Here is an 18,461-nt window from a genome sequence, read left to right as displayed (position 1 = left end):
GCGCGTTTCCCTCTTGTTTCCCGTCATGCCCACGGCCCCCGAGCCCGTGACTCCCTTCGCCGAACTGGTCCGTACCGGGCAGGCCGCTCGCCTGTGGCAGGGCCAGTCCTTGAGCGCGGACACCTTCCAGGTGTTCGCCTACCTGGCCGGCATGGGGTACCGCATCCCCGTTGGCACCAGCATCGCCTTGATGCCGTTGAGGCATCCCATGGAATCGGCGATCCAGGCCCGCTCCCTGGCGCTGCACACGGGGCACCGAGTGGTCCTCGGACTAGGTCCAGCGACGCCCGATTTCGTCACCGGGTTGCACGGCAAGCCGTACAGCAGCCCGCGCGACGCCTGCCTCGATTACCTCACCGAAGTCCGGCGCCTACTCGGGGACGAGTCCGGCGGCGGTCCGGCGACGGTCGATCCCGGAACCGCCGGCCTCCCGGGCATGACGCACCCGGGAGTAGAAACGGGACTCGGAGTGCTCCGGCCTGTGCTCGCCCGTGTAGCCGGGCGGGCGGCCGATGCGTCGATCAGTTGGATGACGCCGCCTGGTTACGTGCGTGACACCCTGCTCCCCGCCATGGCGAAGGGCGCAGCCGATGCCGGTCGGCCCGTACCGAGGATGGTGACCGTGGTGCACGCCGCCGTCGATCGCCCGCACCGCAACCCGTACCGGCTCGCGTACACCGCCGCCCGCGCCCACCTCGCCGGGCCGCACTACACCGACATGCTGCGTCGCGCCGGCCTGCGAGTGCACCACAGCCGGCCGAACCTGGGAGCTCGCGCCCTGGTCGACTCCGGCACCTTCGTCCACGGATCGCCCCAAGACATAGCCGCACAGTTGGCCGAATACGGTCGTGCGGGCGTGGACGAAGTTGTCGTCAATGTCGCCGGCGTGTATTCCGAGCATGGGCACCCGGACGCCGTGCGAGATCTTCAGGACATCCTCGCCGCCTGCCCGGGGTGAGACCTGGCATTGACCCTTGTCCCCCTGCGGGTGTACGGGCACGCCGAGAAGCAACTCGATCCGTACGCAGATAGGAGACGCACGCAGTGCCCGACGACATCGCGCGCTGGCTCGCCGAGCACGCCAGGCCTCTCGGCACGCTGACACCGGGCAGCGCTTGTCCGGACCTCGGACCGCTGGGCGACATGCTGCGAGACGTGCGGATCGTCGGGCTGGGTGAATCCACGCACGGCACCCGCGAGTTCTTCCGGCTGAAGCACCGGATCGTGGAGTTCCTGGTGCGGGAGAAGGGCTTCACCGTCCTGGTCATGGAGGCCAGCGCGTCGGCCGCCCGCGCTCTGGACGCGTACGTGTGCCACGGCACCGGAGATCCTGCGCGTCTCATCACCCGCCTTGGGTTCTGGACGTGGCGGACGGAGGAGATGCTCGACCTCATCGAGTGGATGCGGGCCCACAACCGCGGTCTGTCCGAGGGCCGACAGGTGCGCTTCGTGGGCATGGACCCCCAACGCTCTGCGGATTCGGTCGAGGCTGTCGCCGGCTTCCTGCACCGGGTCGCACCCGACCGGATGGGCGACGTACGTGTCCTGGACGTGCTCGCGCAGGCCCGGCCAGCTTCTCGCCCGGACCCGCAGCAGTCCCTCCTTCGCCGCGCCGAAGCACTTGCCGTCTTCCTGTCGAACCACGGAGACGAACTCGTCCGGCAGGCGGCGGCGGACGGCGTTGAAGAAGCTTCAGAGCTGGCGGCGGCCCACAGCGCCATCCTGGAACATGTACAGATCCTCGTCCGCACCGCAGACCTGGTGACCCGCTCCCCCGACCCGGGCGCTGGAGAGGACAGCGTGTTCGCCGTGCGCGACCGCTACATGGCCGAAGCTGTGGCGCGCCTCGTGGACGACGATCCCGCGGCGCGCGTGATGGTCTGGGCGCACAACGGGCACATCGCGAAGGGCACGTACGGCGAGGGAGTTCCGGCGCTCGGCAGCAGACTCCGCGAACGTTACGGCGACGCCTATTACGCGCTGGCCCTCCTCTTCGGCAAGGGTTTCTTTCTTGCGCGACGCGGCGACGACGTCCGTGGCTCGCCGGTGCGGCACCGGATCGGTACGGGCATCCGGTCCGTCGAAGCACGGCTCGCCGATGCCGTATCCGGCGACTACTACGTCAACCTGGCTACCGCAGGCTTATCACCCGCAGTCGCGCAGTGGCTGCGGTCCCCGCAGGCTCAGCGCAGCTTCGGTGCCAATGTGCCGCGGTTCACCTACCGCTTCCACGTGGCACCGTTAGTGCCGGCCGAGGACTACGACGGCATAGCGTTCGTCGGCCGCTCGACCTGCTCCCGCCTCCTGCCGCCCGGGGAAAGTGAGCGGTAGTGAGTGTTCTTCACATCCACACACCGAGAATCGCGTCGAAAGTCAGCTTCCACATCGGTTCGGCTCCGGTACCGAACGCGGCGGCGAGTGTGTACCCCACGGATGCGTCGTACGGTTCCGGTACGGCGTTTGTCTCCCACTCGGCCGTCACGCTTCCGTCGCCGGTCGACGCGAAGGCACCGAGGAGCGTGCCGTCCCTGAACAGGCGGCTGGTGCCGATCGTCACGGGCAGCAGCCGGTGCCCGTACCCCTTATCCCCGGATGCGATGTCCACCCGATAGGACCGGCGCGTCAGGAACCCCTTTGTGGGGCACAGAGGGACGAGGGCCCCGTCGATGCTCATGGTCAGGCACATCGGATCACGCGTGCCGATCGGCACGTGGCTCTCCAGAGGTGTTCCGGCGGCCCGGCGCACCTCGACGCGCGGCACGCCGTCGCCGCTCACGGAAAGTACTCCGGCATCGTGATCGAGTTGGATGCGGATGGAGCCGAAATGCGAGTCCTCGGCAGACGCGTTCGATAACGGGTGCATCAACAACTCCCCTGTCAGGCGCGAGCCGATCTGGCTGATCCTCGGCCGTCGATTCTTTCAGCTTGCGGCGAGCGGAGGAGCGTTGGGACCCGCGCAGGCCGCCGGCCATTTCCCCTGAGAGCCGGCGGTCGGATCAGCAAGGTATTGGACCGCTCGATCCAATACCTGTAGTGTCCTCCCCATGGCCCGACCCAGGAAGTTCGACGAGGAGCGGGCGGTCGGCGCCGCGGCGGAGGCGTTCCGGGCCGCCGGGTACGAAGCCACGTCCACGCAGGACCTGTGCGAGGCGACCGGCCTCGGCCGCAGCAGCATCTACAACACGTTCAAGAGCAAGCACGACCTCTTCGAACGGGCGCTGGACCGCTACATGGCGGACCGCAACGGCGAGTTGTTCGCGCTCCTGGAGGGCGACCTGCCGGTACGGGAGAAGATCCGCACGCACCTCCAGCGGGTCGTCGACGAGGAGTGCGGCGACGAGGGGGCCCGGCGCGGCTGCCTGGTGGTGAACACCGCCGTCGAGGTGGCGGCTCGCGACGAGGAGGTCGCGGGCGAACTGGCGCGGGACTACCGGCTGCGGCTGGAGAAGATCGGCGCCGCGATCGCGTCCGGGCAGCGGGACGGCGGCATCGCGGCGGACAAGGACCCGCGCGCTCTCGCCCACCTGGTCATCGCGGCCGTCGGCGGCCTGCGCGTCTCGGCGCGCTGCGGGGCCGATCGCGCGGCGCTCGAAGGGGTCGTGGCGGGGTTCATGGCGGCGTTCTGACGCGGCGCCCGGCACTCGCGGCTCCCCTCGGGCCGGCTCCGGTCGGCCCTTTTTTTGCCTCCGTTTTGGACCGTCCGATACATAATCCCTCCAACCCCTCACCCATCCACAGGAGCCCGTACCTCATGCCCATAGCCGTTTACCTCCTCGGCCTGGGGATCTTCGCCCAGGGAACATCCGAGTTCATGCTCGCGGGACTGCTGCCCAACGTGGCCGCCGACCTCGGCGTCTCCATCCCCGACGCCGGACTGCTGGTGTCCGCGTTCGCCATCGGCATGGTGGTGGGCGCGCCCGTACTCGCCATCGGCACCCTGCGCCTGCCGCGCCGGACCGCGCTGGTCGCCTTCCAGCTCGTCTTCGTGGCCGGACATGTGGTCGGTGCGCTGGCACCCGGCTACGGGGTGCTGTTCGCGACGCGCGTCGTCAGCGCCTTCGCGTACGCGGGGTTCTGGGCGGTGGCCGCCGCGACGGCGGTGAGCCTGGTGTCACCCGGGGCCAGGGGCAAGGCACTGTCGGTCGTCGGCACCGGACTCACCCTCGCCACGATCGTCGGCGTACCGGCCGGCACGGTGCTGAGCCAGCACGTCGGGTGGCGCGCGGCGTTCTGGGGCGTGGTCGCCCTGACCGTCATCAGCCTGGCCTCCCTGCTGACCGCCCTGCCCGCCGGACGCCCGGACCACGGCGAACTCCCCTCCGTACGCCGCGAGGTCAAGGCCATGTCCCGGCCCGCCCTCTGGCTCTCCTACCTCGTCACCACACTGAGCTTCGGCGCCGCCATCGTCACCTTCAGCTACCTCGCACCCCTGCTCACCGAGGTCAGCGGACTGCCGGCGGGGCTGGTCCCGGCCGTACTCGCGCTGTACGGGGTCGGCGGCCTCCTCGGCATGACCCTCGGCGGCCGCGCCGCCGACCGCCACCCGCTCCGCACCCTCTTCCTCGGCATCGCCGGACTGGCCGCCGCCTCCGCCCTGCTGGCCCTGACGGCCGCGAACCTGACCGTGACGATCGTGCTGATCTTCGCCCTGGGTCTGACCGGCTACGTCACCAACCCGGTCGTCCAGTCCCGGGTCTTCGCCCTCGCCCCCGACGCGCCGACACTGGCCCCCGCGCTCAACACCTCCGCCTTCAACGTCGGCATCACCCTCACCCCGATGCTGGGCGGCCTGACCATCGACGCGGGCTTCGGCTTCACATCGGTGGCCTGGGTGGGAGCAGGGGTGGGCGCGGCGGCGATGGGAGCGGCACTCTGGGCGGCTGCTCTCCAGCGCCGGGCGAACTCCCGTACGACGTTGGTTCGGACACAGGATGCTCTGGCCCGTCCCATGGCTGGACGCGGTGCAACTCGGCGCTGAGCATGGGGCAGTGTCAACGGCCTGCGAGAGGACGCAATCGTGTCCATGAGCAACTGGCAGAAGTTTTCATACAGCGGCAACGCGAGCAACTGCGTCGAAATGGCGGCATCGCCCGGTGAAGCAGTTCTCATACGCGAGAGCGATCAGCCTTCGGTGCAAGTCATGGTCACCCCGGCAGCGCTGACGCGATTTCTGAAGTCGACCTACAGCAGTGAAGGCAACAACTGCCTTGAGCTTGCCGTAGGCCCAGGGGGCGTAGTGCTTTTGCGTGAGAGTGAGGCCCCTTTCGTGGCCGTCGCTGTCAGTTCCTTTGTGCTTGCTGCGCTGGTGCGGTCTCTTCGGGCTCGGTGAGATGGTCGCGCGGGTGCACCGGCGACCACATAGTCGTACCGGCCCACCAAGGGGCGCGCCCCGCGGGCCGGAGTGGCGCGGTCATGTCCGTGTTGACGGGACGGGGCGGTGTTTGCGGGGGCGGTGGTCGGGGCTGGCGACTGGAAGGGGTAATTGCGGGGTGAAGGAAGGTGGGTTGGTGCTGGAAGATAGTACATATGTGGGTATGTGCCCTATGGTCGTTTTCGCACCGCTCACACGCGATCAGCTGGAAGCGCATCGCGCGGGCCTGCCCGCTTGCTCCTGCCCTGGGAGAGGCCGGTCCGCGGCAGGGAGACGAGCCACCAGCTGATGCGGCGTCCGGGCGGTGCCGAGCTGTCGGGTGGGCGGAGGGCCGGACCGGAGGGTCAGGGGGTGTCGATCGTGAGGCGGGCGCCGGGGCGCAGGTGCCAGCGGGCCATCGCGCCGGCTTCCGCCTCCAGGACATGGCGGGCGCGGAGGCGGGGGAGGCCGAGCCGTCCCGGCCGCATGGTGCGTACGGCGAGGACGGTGAGGTCGCGGGTGAGGTACGCGACGTCGATGGCGAAGCGCATACGGAAGGTGTGTACCGCGCTCGCCGGGGTGAGCAGCAGGGCGCCGTGGATGCCGTCGCGGCCGAGGAGGCCTCGGGAGCGGGCGCGGTAGGAGGCGGCGATCTCCAAGGGGATGGCGGGCGCTCCGTTCCGAGCCGTCCCGCTCCCGGGTGCCCCCGTGTGCGTGGGCGTCGTTTCTCCGTCTTCGGTCTGTACGAAGCGGAGCGTTCCTGATCCGTTCTGCCAGCGGGGCATGGGAAGCGTTTTATCAGCCTAGGGTCGGCCGTGTGGCTGTGATGCTGATGGTTCTCGCCGCTGGGTACGGGGGCGTGGTCGGTCTGCTGGTGCCGCGGCCGGCGTACCGGCTGGCTGTTGAGCCGGGGGAGGAGTGGCGCGCTCGCTGTCCGTGCGGGCGGGTGATCACCGGGCCCGCGCGCGGGTGGGTGGGGGTGGGGCGTTGTCGTGAGTGTGGGCCGTATGGGCCTGGGGCGGCTGTGACCGCCCTGGTCACGGCATTGGTCTGTGTGCTGCTCGCGGCCGCTGCGGGCGCACGCCCCGAGCTGGTCGTGTGGCTCGCGGCTGCTCCTGTGGCCGTGCTGCTCGCCGTCGTCGACTGGCGGGTGCACCGGCTGCCCGATGTGCTGACGCTGCCGCTGGCGGCCGGTGTCGTGATGGTGCTGGGGCTTGTCGCGCTGGGTGGGGGAGGGGTGGGGGTGTGGAAAGGGGGGCTGCTCGGGGGGCTGGCCCTTGGGGGGTTCTATTTCGTCCTATATTTGGCCAATCCAGCTGGAATGGGGCTCGGTGACGTCAAGTTGGCGATCGGGCTGGGGGTCACTCTTGGGTGGTATGGCTGGGCAATTCTGATCACTGGCGCGTTCCTGGGGTTGCTGCTCGGCGCGGTCTATGGCTGCGGGCTGCTGCTGAGGCGCCGCGGGAGCCCGGATCGCCGTGATGATGGGCCCAAACCGGCCATGCCGTACGGCCCCTTCATGATCGTTGGGGCTCTTCTCGGGGTGCTTCTGGGGGCCGCGGCGGCGTCTTGATCCAAAAACCGGGCGCGCCGTTCCGCGCGAAGTTGCACTGAGCACCCCCTCGGCGGGGTTATGGTGGAAACCCCCCCTCGGGCCGGTCCGTATCCCCCCCACGGACCGGCCCGCTTTTTTGCCCGGGTACGGATCTCGCCATGATCATGTCGGAGCGGGTTTCGTACACGGATCGGGCGAACGTCTCTACGGGGTGCGGGGAGCGCCCCGCGAAGGCGGCATGGACCGAACAGAATCAGCCGCGCTTGGCCCAGATATTCACACCGTCGGTCGACTTCGCGAACTCCTCGATCTCGGACAATTCCTCGTCCGTGATCTTCGGGGCACCCACCGCCGCCACATTGGCCTCCAGCTGCGCCACGCTGCTCGCCCCGATCAGCGCCGAGGTCATCCGCTCGTCCCGCAGCACCCAGGACAGCGCCAGCTGGGCGAGGGACTGCCCGCGGCGCGCGGCGATCCCGTTCAGGCCGCGCAGCCGCCGCCGTACGTCGTCCGAGAGCAGGCCCGGATCGAGCGACTTGCCCTGCGACGCGCGCGAGCCCTCCGGAATGCCGTCCAGGTACTTGTCGGTCAGCAGGCCCTGGGCGAGGGGAGCGAAGGAGATGCAGCCCATGCCCTCCGCCTCCAGGGTGTCGAGGAGGGCGTCCTCCTCCGTCCACCGGTTGATCATCGAGTAGGAGGGCTGGTGTATCAGCGGCCGGACGCCCATTTCCCGCAGGATGCGGGCGGCTTCGCGGGTCTGCTCGGCGGAGTAGGACGAGACGCCCGCGTACAGCGCCTTGCCCTGCCGGACGGCGGACGCCAGGGCGCCCATCGTCTCCTCCAGCGGCGTGTCCGGGTCGAATCGGTGCGAATAGAAGATGTCGACGTAATCGACACCCATCCGCTTCAGTGAGGCATCCAGCGACGAGAGGAGATATTTGCGCGAACCCCATTCGCCGTACGGGCCGGGGTGCATCCGATATCCGGCCTTCGTGGAGAGGACGATCTCGTCGCGGTAGGGCCGGAAGTCCTGCGAGAAGATCTTTCCGAAGTTCAGCTCGGCCGAGCCGGGCGGCGGGCCGTAGTTGTTCGCCAGGTCGAAGTGCGTGATGCCCAGGTCGAAGGCGCGGCGCAGGATCGCCCGCTGGGACGCCAGGGCCCGGTCGTCGCCGAAGTTGTGCCACAGGCCCAGGGAGACGGTGGGGAGTTTGAGACCACTGCGGCCGGTGCGGCGGTACTCCATGGAGTCGTAGCGCGTATTCGCGGCAATGTGGACAGAGCCATCAGTCATGGTCATCTCCTTATCACGGAGTTGTGACACACCTGATTGGGCCGCCGGGACGTGAGCGACGTAAAGTTGCCGACTTGAGGCGACGGGGGCGACCGCCATTTGCACGGAGGGGCTTGACCACACATGCTGCGATCTTCCGGGGTGCGCATCCCGTACCCGCCCGCGTTGCGCAACCTCGTCTACAGGCTCTACGCCCGCCGGGTCGAAGGCCGCCTCGACCATGACCAGGTCCCCAAGCACATCGGCGTGATCCTCGACGGCAACCGCCGCTGGGCGCGGGCCGACGGCCGGACCACCGTGCAGGGCCACCAGGCGGGCGCCGACAAGATCAGCGAGCTGCTGGGCTGGTGCGCGGAGACCGACGTCGAGGTGGTCACGCTCTGGCTGCTGTCGACGGACAACCTGGACCGGCCCGAGAAGGAACTGACCCCGCTGCTGGGGATCATCGAGAACACCGTGCGCGGCCTGGCCGCCGACGGCCGCTGGCGGGTGCACCACGTCGGCAACCGCGACCTGCTGCCCGACGGCACCCAGCGGGTGCTCAAGGAGGCCGAGCAGGCCACCGCCGACCACACCGGCATCCTGGTGAACGTCGCCGTCGGTTACGGCGGCCGGCAGGAGATCGCGGACGCGGTGCGCTCGCTGCTCCTGGAGCACGCCGAGCGCGGCACCTCCTTCGAGGAACTGGCCGACATCGTCGACATCGACCTGATCTCCGAACACCTTTACACCCGCGGCCAGCCGGACCCGGACCTGGTGATCCGCACCAGCGGCGAGCAGCGGCTCTCGGGGTTCATGCTCTGGCAGAGCGCCCACTCGGAGTACTACTTCTGCGAGGTCTTCTGGCCGGCCTTCCGCAAGGTGGACTTCCTGCGCGCCCTGCGCGACTACGCCGCCCGTCACCGGCGTTACGGCTTTTAGGCCAACCAGCCCACCCCTCCCGGCGCGGGAGCACTCCCGCGTCAAATCCGTAACCAAGCGTTCACCGACCGTGCGTCATATGCCATTGCATGGGTGCGCACGTTCGCGGGAATATCCCTTCCAGGTCGGTATCCGGCAGGACCAGTCATCGGATGCCGTATCTCAGCGGACGGCACGGGGCCGTCCGCCCGGGAGGCCCTTTGCACATCACGGACGACCGTGCGGACCGCACGGACGACGCGGAGGGCCGGCGTTCGGCCCGTGCATCGCGGCCCGAGCCCGGCCTCGTCGCCCGCCGCCTGACGGCGCGGCGGCTCCACTCCCGCGACGCCGTCGCACCCCGACCTCATCCGAGGGGGTACGTCCACCCGTGGTGAACAGCAAGCAGCGCCGTGAGAACGGCCGGCGCACCTATGTCCTCGACACCAGCGTGCTGCTGGCGGATCCAGGCTCCATGTCCCGCTTCGACGAGCACGAAGTCGTGCTGCCGGTCGTCGTGGTCACCGAACTGGAGGCAAAGAGGCATCATCCGGAACTCGGCTATTTCGCCCGGCAGGCCCTGCGCCTGCTCGACGAGTACCGGGTGCGGCACGGACGGCTGGACGCCCCGATCCCCATCGGGGAGCTGGGCGGCACCCTCAGGGTCGAGCTGAACCATGCCGACCCCGGGGTGCTGCCGGCCGGCTTCCGCCTGGGCGACAACGACTCGCGGATCCTCGCGGTGGCCCGCAACCTCCAGGCGGAGGGCTACGACGTCACGGTGGTCTCCAAGGACCTGCCGCTGCGCATCAAGGCGTCCGCGGTGGGCCTGCTGGCGGAGGAGTACCGCGCCGAACTGGCCATCACCGACTCCGGCTGGACGGGCATGGCCGAGCTGACCGCGAGCGCGGAGCAGATCGACGGCCTGTTCGCCGAGGAGACCGTGTATCTGCCCGAGGCCGGGGAGCTGCCCGTGCACACCGGGCTGGTGCTCCAGTCCGAGCGCGGCAAGGCACTCGGCCGGGTCACGGCCGACGGCTCAGTACGGCTGGTGCGCGGCGACCGGGAGGCGTTCGGCATCCACGGGCGCAGCGCCGAGCAGCGGATCGCGCTCGACCTGCTGCTGGACCCGGAGGTCGGCATCGTCTCGATGGGCGGGCGGGCCGGTACGGGCAAGTCGGCGCTGGCGCTCTGCGCGGGCCTGGAGGCGGTGCTGGAGCGCCAGCAGCACCGCAAGGTGATGGTCTTCCGGCCGCTGTACGCGGTCGGCGGGCAGGAGCTGGGCTATCTGCCGGGCACCGAGGCGGAGAAGATGAGCCCGTGGGCCCAGGCCGTCTTCGACACGCTCTCGGCGGTGACCACCTCGGACGTGATCGAAGAGGTGGTGGGCCGCGGCATGTTGGAGGTGCTGCCGCTGACCCACATCCGCGGCCGGTCGCTGCACGACGCCTTCGTCATCGTCGACGAGGCGCAGTCGCTGGAGCGCAACGTGCTGCTGACGGTGCTGTCCCGGATCGGCGCCAACTCGCGTGTCGTGCTCACCCATGACGTCGCGCAGCGCGACAACCTGCGGGTCGGCCGGTATGACGGCGTGGTGGCGGTCGTCGAGAAGCTCAAGGGCCACCCGCTGTTCGCGCACGTCACGCTCACCCGCTCGGAGCGGTCGCCGATCGCGGCACTGGTGACCGAAATGCTGGAGGACGGCAGGATCTGACCCCGTTGCAGGGAGAACCGCCCCTTGTGGAGTACGGCGCCGCCCGGCAGGAGCGCAGGAGCTTAGCCGGGCGGCGCCGCGCTGCGCGGGGATTTCCGCAAATCACCTGTGGCAAACGGGGTGTGAGCTTTCACACGCAACGATGAATTGATTCCACGCGTCCGGTTCGGGCAGAGTCTGGGTCCTGTCAGGCCCCGCATACGGCACACCAGCACCCCCAGCGGTGCGGAACCCCAGAACTGCATAGCGTCGCCGTATGCCGCCCGAGCACCACGCGGACCCCGAGGGGGACGTACCGGGCCCGTGCCTCCCGTGACCAGCCGTTCCCGCCGCTCAATCGGGGGCGGAACAAGGGGAGACCAGCGCCAGGGGCACGATTGCGTCCGCGAGGTCACCTATGCGGACGATGCTGGAAGGAAAGCGTGTGAGCCGGATTTCGGTCCGGGGATTCGCCGTGGCCTCCGCCACCGCGGTCACCACCGTCGGCGCCGTTGTCGGTGTCGCGTCAGGTCAGGAGCAGGGCTCGGTCGCCCACACCGAGGCCGCCGCGGCCGACGCGACGATCGCCGACATACCCGCGGGCCTCCAGGCCCAGGTGCAGACGGCCTCCCTTACGCAGCAGGCGGACGAAGCGTCCACCCAGGCGGACGCCGCCGCGCTGAAGTCCGCGCAGGAGTCGGCCCGCAAGGCAGCCGCCCAGGACGCGCAGGACAAGAAGGACGCGGCCGACAAGAAGGCGAAGGCCGAGCAGGACGCCAAGGAGCGCGAGAAGGAGAAGGAAGCCGAAGCTTCCCGCTCCGCCACGCGCGACGCGTCCAGCTTCACCGCCAAGGCGTCGTACTCGATCGCCGAGACGCAGGCCATCGCCCGGCAGATGCTGCCGGCCGACCAGTTCCAGTGCTTCAGCAACATCGTGGATCACGAGTCCGGCTGGAACTACCGCGCCACCAACGCCTCCTCCGGCGCCTACGGCCTCGTCCAGGCGCTGCCGGGCACCAAGATGTCCTCCGCGGGCTCGGACTGGCGGACCAACCCGGCCACCCAGATCAAGTGGGGGCTGAACTACATGAACAGCCGCTACAACAGTCCCTGTGGTGCCTGGTCCTTCTGGCAGAACAACCACTGGTACTAGAACGTGAGGGCGGTCCACCGCGTAAGGTGGTCCGCCTCTCCGCTTCGTACGCGAAACCCCCGGCCGCGACGGCGTCGGGGGTTTCGCGCGTCCCGCACCGGTAACGTCGTCCTGACAGCACCGGGGGGCGGGAGGGGAAGAGGAAGCGACATGTCCAGATTGCCGCAATGGGTCGGTGGCCTCGGCGCCCATCTGACGCGGATCGCGCAGCGGCTGGAGGAACAGCGCCGCCGCGCGGAGGCCGCGGAGGAGGAGAGCGACCCGGAGGGGCGCAGGCGCGCCGGGCACGCGGTCGGGCCCCGGGCGCCGCGCGACGACGCGTACGCAGGTACGGCCGGGCCCCGGGCGTCCGAGGGTGACGCGTACGCAGGTACGGCCGGGCCCGCCGCCCCGCAGGAGGACGCGCACCGGGAGCCGGACTCGGTACCGGCTCCGCAGGAGGACGCGCACCGGCAGCCCGACTCGGTGCCGGCCCCGCCGACGTACGCACCCGCCGTCGCGCCCCGGCCCGACCCGGTGGCCGCCGTGCCGTGGGGGGTGCGGGTCGCGGCCGAGGCGAGCTGGCGGCTGCTGATCCTGGCCGCCGCGATCTGGGTGCTGGCCAAGGTCATCACCTCCATCCAGCTCGTGGTGCTGGCGTTCGTCGCCGCGCTGCTGATCACCGCGCTGCTCCAGCCGACCGTCGCCTGGCTCAAGCGCCGCGGCCTGCCGCGGGGGCTGGCCACGGCGCTCACGTTCATCGCCGGGTTCATCATCATGGGCCTGGTCGGCTGGTTCGTCGTGTGGCAGGTCCAGGACAACATCGACTCGGTGTCCAGCCGCATCCAGGAAGGCATCACCGAGCTGAAGGGCTGGCTCCTCGACAGTCCGTTCCATGTCACCGAGGACCAGATCAACAACATCGCCAAGAACCTCCAGGACGCCGTCGGCGCCAACACGGAGGCGATCACCTCGGCCGGCCTGGAGGGCGTCACGGTCGTCCTGGAGGTGCTCACCGGCATCCTGCTGGCGATGTTCACCACGCTCTTCCTGCTGTACGACGGCCGGCGCATCTGGAACTGGGTGCTCAGGCTGGTGCCCAGCGCGGCGCGCGAGGGCGTGGCGGGCGCCGGGCCGCGCGCCTGGCGCACGCTGACCGCCTATGTGCGCGGGACGGTGATAGTGGCACTGATCGACGCCATCTTCATCGGCATCGGCATCTACTTCCTCGACGTGCCGCTGGCCGTGCCGCTCGCCGTCTTCATCTTCCTGTTCGCCTTCATCCCGCTGGTCGGCGCGGTGGTCTCGGGCGCGCTGGCGTGTGTGGTCGCGCTGGTGACGCAGGGCGTCTTCGCCGCGCTGATGGTGCTCGCGGTCGTACTGGCGGTGCAGCAGATCGAGGGCCACATCCTGCAGCCCTTCATCCTGGGCCGCGCGGTACGGGTCCACCCGCTCGCCGTCATCCTGTCGGTGGCCGCGGGCGGCCTGGTCGCCGGTATCGGCGGGGCGGTGGTCGCGGTCCCGCTGGTCGCCGTCACCAACACCGTCGTCGGCTATCTGCGCTCGTACTCCAAGGAACAGGCACTCAGGATGACGCCGTCACCGCACGGCGCCACGGCGCTGGACGTCGCGCCGACCCCGCCGAAGAAGGCCGGCCCGCAGGATTGACCGGACGCCGGGGCCGGACGCCGGGTCGGGACTTCGGGCCCGGACCCGGCGCCCGGGCGGCGCGGCTGCGCGTGCCGTGGCCGGCGGCCAGGAAGTGTTCTCGGGGTGCGCTCGGTGCCGCCATGGGATTCTCGTCGTCCGGGCCGCGTCCGCCACGGAGCCCTTCCCCTGCCACCGCACGGCGGCTACCTTCCCTCCATACATGGCTGCACGGATGGGGTTCACTCATGAGGCTCCCGAACACCGCGCACACATCCCGGCCGTGGCGGATCCACGAGCTCACCGGCGATTTCCGGCTGGAAGACGTCTGGGCGCTGCCGACGCCGGGCGGTCCGGACGACCTCCCGCGGCTGGTGGCGCTGATGGCCTCGGATGATCCGTCGGACTGGTCGCTTCCCGCCCGCACGCTCTGGGCGCTCCGGCAGAAGATCGGTGCGCTGCTCGGCTGGGACAAACCCGGTGCCGACGTCGGCACGCGGGTGCGGTCACTGCGCGAGCGGATGCCACGGGACCTGCGCGACGCACCGAACCCGGAGTTTCCCGCGCCGCCGTTCACCTCCCTGTACCTGCTGCGGGACGAGTGGGCCGCCGAGATGGCCAACCGGACCGTGCACGGGGTGATGCACATCGGCTGGGTCCCGGACGGAACCGGCGGTCACCACGGCCAGATGGCCGTCCTGGTGAAGCCGAACGGACGGCTCGGGAGGGCCTACATGGCCGCGATCGCGCCGTTTCGACACCTGATCGTGTACCCGGCGCTGATCTCCGCCGTCGGGCGGCGCTGGCAAGCCGCTCGCCCTTCTCAGTGAACCTGGTCGCTCTTCGGCCCGATGCCTCTGGTCCTGGTCGGGGTCCCGTCCGGGGTGAAGGAGTGGTGGAAGGTGAAGGCGTGCGGCGCGGGGTCGTGGTCGTGGAGGTGTTCCAGCCGGGAAACCCCGTCCCGCCAGGTGGGTATCACGCCGTCGGGGACCCACCAGAACACGTAACCCGGGTGTTCTGTCCGCTCGAACCAGTCGTAACGCCTGTTCAGCGCCGTACGGTGCAGGCCGGTGTAGATGGCGTCGAAGGCGGGGCGCAGGCCGGTCCAGAGTGAGAGGGTCGCGGCCAGGGCGGTGGTTTCCACCGTACGGCCCTTGTCGTACCAGGTCGGTACGGTGAACTGCCCCCATGCGCCCCAGTCCGCCTCGAAGTGCGATCCCCGGCCGCCGTCTGCCGCTTCGGCATGCCCGAGGAATCCGGGGTGCTGACTGAGCGTCCGGTAGACGGCCTCACCGATGTCGTAGAACTCGTGCGTGAGAGGTGTGGGATCGGCGAGAGGTGACTTCAGGACGCCGAAGGTGTACAGCGCAAGACGGGGCATGCATCTCTCCCTGGTTGGGGGCTCCTGGTGTGGACCCGGTTCGGCGGCGTACGCATGGGGACGAGGGGTCGTGAGGCGTGACCGGCTCATCCCGTCACGGGTGGCTCAGCTTGAGGGAACTCCGGCGCGACCGTGGGTGATCGCCGCAGACCAGGTGAAGGTAGCTGCCTCCGCGGGCCCTGTCGAAGTTGCGTTTTCCCGGCCCAAGTGGCTTCCTGCACCGGTCATTGCGGGGGCCGGGGCGGTGGCGCTGCCTGCCGTCGCGAACGTCCGCACCGGCCCGGCGACTGCGGAGGAGCGGCATCGACAGCGGAACGGACCACCTAGTACGGCGCCTTCTTCGCGCCCTCGTACGCCCGCAGCCGGGCCGTGTCCCGGTCGGTCCAGCCCGGCGGCGGGACGACGGCCGCCCAGCCGTCCACCGCGCCGGTGCCGTAGCGGTGGCCGTGCGGCGGCGGTGCGCCGAAGGACACCGCGAGGTCGACGGTGGTCTGCCAGAAGGTGATGACCGGCCAGAACCGCATCTCGTCGGTGACGTCCGGGCCGAGCGGCCGGTCCAGCCAGGCGGGACGGTGCAGGAGCAGGGCGGGGGACCACCACACCACCGGGTCCGAGGCGTTCTGGAGGTAGACCACCCTGGGGTGCTCCCACGGGCCGTCAGGGCGCTTGAGGTCGCGCTCCGGGTACTGGGCGAAGCGGACGTGCCACCCGTGGTCGTACTCCGGCCGCCACACCGGGCTGCCGGGATCACGCCCGGCGGTCACTTCCCGCCAGATGGGGCTGACGTTGGGCGGCCCGGCCAGCAGCGCGCCGTCCACCTTGCCGAGCAGGTCGTCCAGCCCGTCGAAGCCCGCCTCGGTCGCGTACGTGCCGAGGCTCTCACCGCCCACGACCAGCTTGGGACGGTCGTCGGCGGGCAGCGCGGACCACTTCGCGTACACCGCGTCGAACACCGCGCGGGCGTCCCGTGCCGCCTTCTCCTTGTCGACGAGGAAGGAGATCCAGGACGGCAGGTACGAGTACTGGGTCGCGACGATCGCGGAGTCGCCGCCGTACATGTACTCCAGCGGCTCCGGCATCCGCGGGTCCACCCAGCCGCTGCCCGTGGTGCCCAGCAGTGCCAGCACCTTGCGGTCAAAGCCGCGGGTGCGTTCCAGTTCCTGTACGGCGAGGTCGGCGGTGCGGCGGAAATGCGCGTCGCCGCCGTCCTGTTCGCCGACGTACACGCGCACCGGGTCCTTGGCGGGGCGGCCGGTGAAGGCGGTGATGTCCTGTCTGCGGGGCACCGAGCCGATGAAATTGCGGCCCTCGGCGCCCAGTTCCTCCCAGTCGACGACGGAGGTGGGGCCGCCGGAGACGTACGCGGAGGCGGGCCGGGTGATGCCGTCGGCGGTGCTCAGGTTCGCGGCCTTGGAGATCCGGTCGACGATGTCGATGAAGCCGCGCTCGTACAGGACGTCCTTGGAGCCGATGGTGACCAGCAGGGCGGTGAGCGCCACGCCGATCGCGTACGCGGCCGGGCGCGGCACCCAGCGGCCGAAGAACCGGGCGAGCCGGCGGGCCACCAGGCGCACGCAGCGGGCGAGGAGCACGAACAGCGCGCAGACCGCCACCGTGATCAGGATGATCATCGGGGTGTGCCAGACCATGGAGGGCTCGACCTCCTGGAGGCGGCGCAGGCGGCGCTGGGCGTGCGCGCTCCAGGAGACGGCCGCCGTGGACAGCGCGATGCCGAGCACGTGGAAGGCCAGCCAGCAGCGGGCGCGGGTGCGTGCGGCGGGGCGGTACCGGCACAGGGCACGGAAGAGGCCGCTCGCCGCGGCTCCGAGGGCGTAGCCGATGGCGGCCGTGATGCCGCCGATCAGTCCCTGGAGGTACCAGGGGCGAGGGAGGAGCGAGGGGGTGAGGGAGAGCCAGAAGAAGAGCGCCGCGACGCAGCAGGCGGTGAGGTCGGGCCAGCGGCGGACGATCCAGGAGGGGTCGGGCGCGTCCCAGTAGGGGTGCTTGAGCCACCGGACGGCGAGGTGCAGGACGGACATTTGCTCTCATTATGCGCAGGGCCCCGCGGACACGTGGTCCGCGGGGCCCTGTCGTACCGGCCCAGGCGCCGCAAGGCACCTCCGGTTCACCTATTCGGCGAGGACGGCCTCGGAGTCGAGGGTGGCGCCGACGGCCTGGAGCACGGAAGCGATCTTGATGGCCTCAAGGATCGTCTCGCGGTCCACGCCCGCCTTGCGCAGCACCTGCTCGTGCGAGTCCAGGCACATGCCGCAGCCGTTGATGGCCGAGACGGCCAGCGACCACAGTTCGAAGTCGACCTTCTCCACGCCCGGGTTGCCGATGACGTTCATCCGCAGACCGGCGCGCATCGTGCCGTACTCCGGGTCCGACAGCAGGTGCCGGGTCCGGTAGAACACGTTGTTCATCGCCATGATGGCGGCGGCGGACTTGGCCGCCGCGTACGCCTCGTCGGAGAGGTTGGCCTTGGCCTCCGGCTCCAGCTCGCGCAGCACCTTCGGCGAGCGCGAGGCGATCGCGCAGGCCAGGACGGTGCCCCAGAGCTGCTGCTTGGGCAGCTCGCTGTTGCCGATCACCGAACCGAGGTTCAGCTTCAGGTCCTTGGCGAAGTCCGGAACGGCGGACTTCAGTTCGTCGAGAGCCATGTCGGATCTCCTTCCGGTTCGCTAGCTGCGGTTCACTCGCCCGAGAGCAGCGCGACCGGGTCGAGGGTCTCGTCGCCCTTGCTCCAGTTGCAGGGGCACAGCTCGTCGGTCTGCAGCGCGTCGAGGACCCGCAGGACCTCCTTGGGGTTACGGCCGACGGAACCGGCGGTCACCATGGTGAACTGGATCTCGTTGTTCTGGTCCACGATGAAGACGGCACGCTGCGCGAAGCCGTCCTCGCCCTCGATGCCGAGCGCGCGCATCAGCTCGTGCTTGGAGTCGGCCAGCATCGGGAAGGGCAGGTCGGTCAGGTCCGGGTGGTCCTTGCGCCAGGCGTGGTGCACGAACTCGGAGTCACCGGAGAAGCCGAGGACCTGGGCGTCGCGGTCGGCGAACTCGTCGTTCAGCTTGCCGAAGGCGGCGATCTCCGTCGGGCACACGAAGGTGAAGTCCTTGGGCCACGCGAAGACGATCTTCCACTTGCCTTCGTAGGTCTTGTGGTTGATCTGGTCGAACTCCTTGCCGCTCTCCAGCGACACGCAGGCGGTCAGATCGAACTCGGGGAACTTGTCTCCGACAGTGAGCACAGACTCTCCTTCGTGTGCACGTAAGTCCTGGTTCAGGGCTTACGCGAGGGGTTGGACGGTTCCCTACAGTGCCACAGGGGGCATTGATCGGGGAAATAGCCAGATCATGAAGGGTTGATCGGCGCTGGCTATCAGTTGCCCCGGGGGTGCGGAGGGTGGAGTGACGTGAGGCCGGTCGTCATCATGTATGCACAGTCGTGCACAACAATGCCGGATCGGTCGAAAAGGGACGGAAATCCGGGGAATCCACCGGCTATCTCCG

Annotated in this window: 18 protein-coding genes; 11 read left to right on the top strand and 7 right to left on the bottom strand. The window is 69.7% G+C overall.

All coding sequences use genetic code 11. The features are described 5' to 3' along the window. Positions 1 to 25 precede the first annotated feature (25 nt). Positions 26 to 958 carry an LLM class flavin-dependent oxidoreductase gene (locus ACZ53K_RS01220; RefSeq protein WP_468830390.1) on the top strand — a complete coding sequence of 311 codons (933 nt, stop codon included), beginning with the start codon at positions 26 to 28 and terminating at the stop codon, positions 956 to 958. Between the two features lie 86 nt (positions 959 to 1,044). Beyond that, the gene (locus ACZ53K_RS01215) at positions 1,045 to 2,331 is read left to right on the top strand and encodes an erythromycin esterase family protein (RefSeq protein ID WP_468830388.1); all 1,287 of its coding nucleotides are present in this window, start codon (positions 1,045 to 1,047) and stop codon (positions 2,329 to 2,331) included. 10 nt (positions 2,332 to 2,341) lie between these two features. On the opposite strand, the gene ACZ53K_RS01210 is transcribed toward ACZ53K_RS01215, so the two are convergent. Further along, positions 2,342 to 2,863, bottom strand: coding sequence for a hypothetical protein (locus ACZ53K_RS01210; protein WP_468830791.1), 522 nt, complete (start codon positions 2,861 to 2,863; stop codon positions 2,342 to 2,344). A gap of 181 nt (positions 2,864 to 3,044) precedes the next feature. Between ACZ53K_RS01210 and ACZ53K_RS01205 the strand changes: the two genes are divergently transcribed. The 3 genes from ACZ53K_RS01205 (at position 3,045) to ACZ53K_RS01195 (ending at position 5,329) form a co-directional block, all read left to right on the top strand. Further along, positions 3,045 to 3,626: a TetR/AcrR family transcriptional regulator gene (locus tag ACZ53K_RS01205; protein WP_468830386.1), complete on the top strand. Its 582-nt coding sequence runs from the start codon at positions 3,045 to 3,047 to the stop codon at positions 3,624 to 3,626. A 125-nt stretch (positions 3,627 to 3,751) separates the two neighbouring features. Continuing rightward, positions 3,752 to 4,978, top strand: a complete 1,227-nt coding sequence (locus ACZ53K_RS01200; RefSeq protein ID WP_468830384.1) for a Cmx/CmrA family chloramphenicol efflux MFS transporter — start codon at positions 3,752 to 3,754, stop codon at positions 4,976 to 4,978. Positions 4,979 to 5,023: 45 nt separating this feature from the next. After that, positions 5,024 to 5,329, top strand: a complete 306-nt coding sequence (locus tag ACZ53K_RS01195) for a DUF397 domain-containing protein (RefSeq protein WP_468830382.1) — start codon at positions 5,024 to 5,026, stop codon at positions 5,327 to 5,329. Positions 5,330 to 5,715: 386 nt separating this feature from the next. Here the strand turns inward: ACZ53K_RS01195 and ACZ53K_RS01190 are convergent, their stop codons facing one another. Further along, the gene (locus tag ACZ53K_RS01190) at positions 5,716 to 6,135 is read right to left on the bottom strand and encodes a DUF192 domain-containing protein (RefSeq protein ID WP_468830380.1); all 420 of its coding nucleotides are present in this window, start codon (positions 6,133 to 6,135) and stop codon (positions 5,716 to 5,718) included. Between the two features lie 32 nt (positions 6,136 to 6,167). Between ACZ53K_RS01190 and ACZ53K_RS01185 the strand changes: the two genes are divergently transcribed. Further along, on the top strand, positions 6,168 to 6,923 hold the full coding sequence (locus ACZ53K_RS01185; RefSeq protein ID WP_468830378.1) for a prepilin peptidase: 756 nt from the start codon (positions 6,168 to 6,170) through the stop codon (positions 6,921 to 6,923). A 235-nt stretch (positions 6,924 to 7,158) separates the two neighbouring features. Here the strand turns inward: ACZ53K_RS01185 and mgrA are convergent, their stop codons facing one another. Beyond that, positions 7,159 to 8,202 (bottom strand): L-glyceraldehyde 3-phosphate reductase, encoded by a 1,044-nt coding sequence (gene mgrA, locus ACZ53K_RS01180; RefSeq protein ID WP_468830376.1) that lies wholly within the window; start codon positions 8,200 to 8,202, stop codon positions 7,159 to 7,161. A gap of 117 nt (positions 8,203 to 8,319) precedes the next feature. Here mgrA and ACZ53K_RS01175 point away from each other — a divergent pair, with 117 nt between their 5' ends. The 5 genes from ACZ53K_RS01175 (at position 8,320) to ACZ53K_RS01155 (ending at position 14,398) form a co-directional block, all read left to right on the top strand. Continuing rightward, positions 8,320 to 9,117, top strand: a complete 798-nt coding sequence (locus ACZ53K_RS01175) for an isoprenyl transferase (RefSeq protein ID WP_468830374.1) — start codon at positions 8,320 to 8,322, stop codon at positions 9,115 to 9,117. 370 nt (positions 9,118 to 9,487) lie between these two features. Continuing rightward, positions 9,488 to 10,810: a PhoH family protein gene (locus tag ACZ53K_RS01170; protein ID WP_468830372.1), complete on the top strand. Its 1,323-nt coding sequence runs from the start codon at positions 9,488 to 9,490 to the stop codon at positions 10,808 to 10,810. A 424-nt stretch (positions 10,811 to 11,234) separates the two neighbouring features. After that, complete coding sequence (locus ACZ53K_RS01165; RefSeq protein ID WP_468830370.1) at positions 11,235 to 11,942, top strand: aggregation-promoting factor C-terminal-like domain-containing protein; 708 nt, start codon at positions 11,235 to 11,237, stop codon at positions 11,940 to 11,942. Positions 11,943 to 12,092: 150 nt separating this feature from the next. Continuing rightward, a complete protein-coding gene (locus ACZ53K_RS01160) occupies positions 12,093 to 13,589 on the top strand; it encodes an AI-2E family transporter (RefSeq protein WP_468830368.1) in 1,497 nt (498 codons plus the stop codon). A gap of 227 nt (positions 13,590 to 13,816) precedes the next feature. Continuing rightward, on the top strand, positions 13,817 to 14,398 hold the full coding sequence (locus ACZ53K_RS01155) for a DUF2867 domain-containing protein (protein WP_468830366.1): 582 nt from the start codon (positions 13,817 to 13,819) through the stop codon (positions 14,396 to 14,398). On the opposite strand, the gene ACZ53K_RS01150 is transcribed toward ACZ53K_RS01155, so the two are convergent. From ACZ53K_RS01150 to ACZ53K_RS01135, 4 genes are all read right to left on the bottom strand, one after another. Then, positions 14,392 to 14,949 (bottom strand): DUF3291 domain-containing protein, encoded by a 558-nt coding sequence (locus tag ACZ53K_RS01150; protein ID WP_468830364.1) that lies wholly within the window; start codon positions 14,947 to 14,949, stop codon positions 14,392 to 14,394. The genes ACZ53K_RS01155 and ACZ53K_RS01150 overlap by 7 nt on opposite strands. Before the next feature lie 323 nt (positions 14,950 to 15,272). Continuing rightward, complete coding sequence (locus ACZ53K_RS01145; RefSeq protein ID WP_468830362.1) at positions 15,273 to 16,988, bottom strand: alpha/beta hydrolase; 1,716 nt, start codon at positions 16,986 to 16,988, stop codon at positions 15,273 to 15,275. A 90-nt stretch (positions 16,989 to 17,078) separates the two neighbouring features. Next, the gene (locus ACZ53K_RS01140; protein WP_073758671.1) at positions 17,079 to 17,612 is read right to left on the bottom strand and encodes an alkyl hydroperoxide reductase; all 534 of its coding nucleotides are present in this window, start codon (positions 17,610 to 17,612) and stop codon (positions 17,079 to 17,081) included. A 32-nt stretch (positions 17,613 to 17,644) separates the two neighbouring features. Further along, a complete protein-coding gene (locus ACZ53K_RS01135; RefSeq protein ID WP_073758668.1) occupies positions 17,645 to 18,199 on the bottom strand; it encodes a peroxiredoxin in 555 nt (184 codons plus the stop codon). Positions 18,200 to 18,461 lie beyond the last annotated feature (262 nt).

This window comes from Streptomyces sp. NPDC033221 (assembly GCF_055577005.1).
This window is presented reverse-complemented; position numbering and strand designations above follow the sequence as displayed.

What these genes read in the sequence shown, in the direction of transcription:
- ACZ53K_RS01220 (WP_468830390.1), top strand. Translation starts at nt 26, where the DNA reads ATGCCCACGGCCCCCGAGCCCGTGACTCCCTTCGCCGAACTGGTCCGT.
- ACZ53K_RS01210 (WP_468830791.1), bottom strand. Translation starts at nt 2,863, where the DNA reads ATGCACCCGTTATCGAACGCGTCTGCCGAGGACTCGCATTTCGGCTCC.
- ACZ53K_RS01205 (WP_468830386.1), top strand. Translation starts at nt 3,045, where the DNA reads ATGGCCCGACCCAGGAAGTTCGACGAGGAGCGGGCGGTCGGCGCCGCG.
- ACZ53K_RS01200 (WP_468830384.1), top strand. Translation starts at nt 3,752, where the DNA reads ATGCCCATAGCCGTTTACCTCCTCGGCCTGGGGATCTTCGCCCAGGGA.
- ACZ53K_RS01195 (WP_468830382.1), top strand. Translation starts at nt 5,024, where the DNA reads ATGAGCAACTGGCAGAAGTTTTCATACAGCGGCAACGCGAGCAACTGC.
- ACZ53K_RS01190 (WP_468830380.1), bottom strand. Translation starts at nt 6,135, where the DNA reads ATGCCCCGCTGGCAGAACGGATCAGGAACGCTCCGCTTCGTACAGACC.
- mgrA (WP_468830376.1), bottom strand. Translation starts at nt 8,202, where the DNA reads ATGACCATGACTGATGGCTCTGTCCACATTGCCGCGAATACGCGCTAC.
- ACZ53K_RS01175 (WP_468830374.1), top strand. Translation starts at nt 8,320, where the DNA reads ATGCTGCGATCTTCCGGGGTGCGCATCCCGTACCCGCCCGCGTTGCGC.
- ACZ53K_RS01160 (WP_468830368.1), top strand. Translation starts at nt 12,093, where the DNA reads ATGTCCAGATTGCCGCAATGGGTCGGTGGCCTCGGCGCCCATCTGACG.
- ACZ53K_RS01155 (WP_468830366.1), top strand. Translation starts at nt 13,817, where the DNA reads ATGAGGCTCCCGAACACCGCGCACACATCCCGGCCGTGGCGGATCCAC.
- ACZ53K_RS01150 (WP_468830364.1), bottom strand. Translation starts at nt 14,949, where the DNA reads ATGCCCCGTCTTGCGCTGTACACCTTCGGCGTCCTGAAGTCACCTCTC.
- ACZ53K_RS01145 (WP_468830362.1), bottom strand. Translation starts at nt 16,988, where the DNA reads ATGTCCGTCCTGCACCTCGCCGTCCGGTGGCTCAAGCACCCCTACTGG.
- ACZ53K_RS01140 (WP_073758671.1), bottom strand. Translation starts at nt 17,612, where the DNA reads ATGGCTCTCGACGAACTGAAGTCCGCCGTTCCGGACTTCGCCAAGGAC.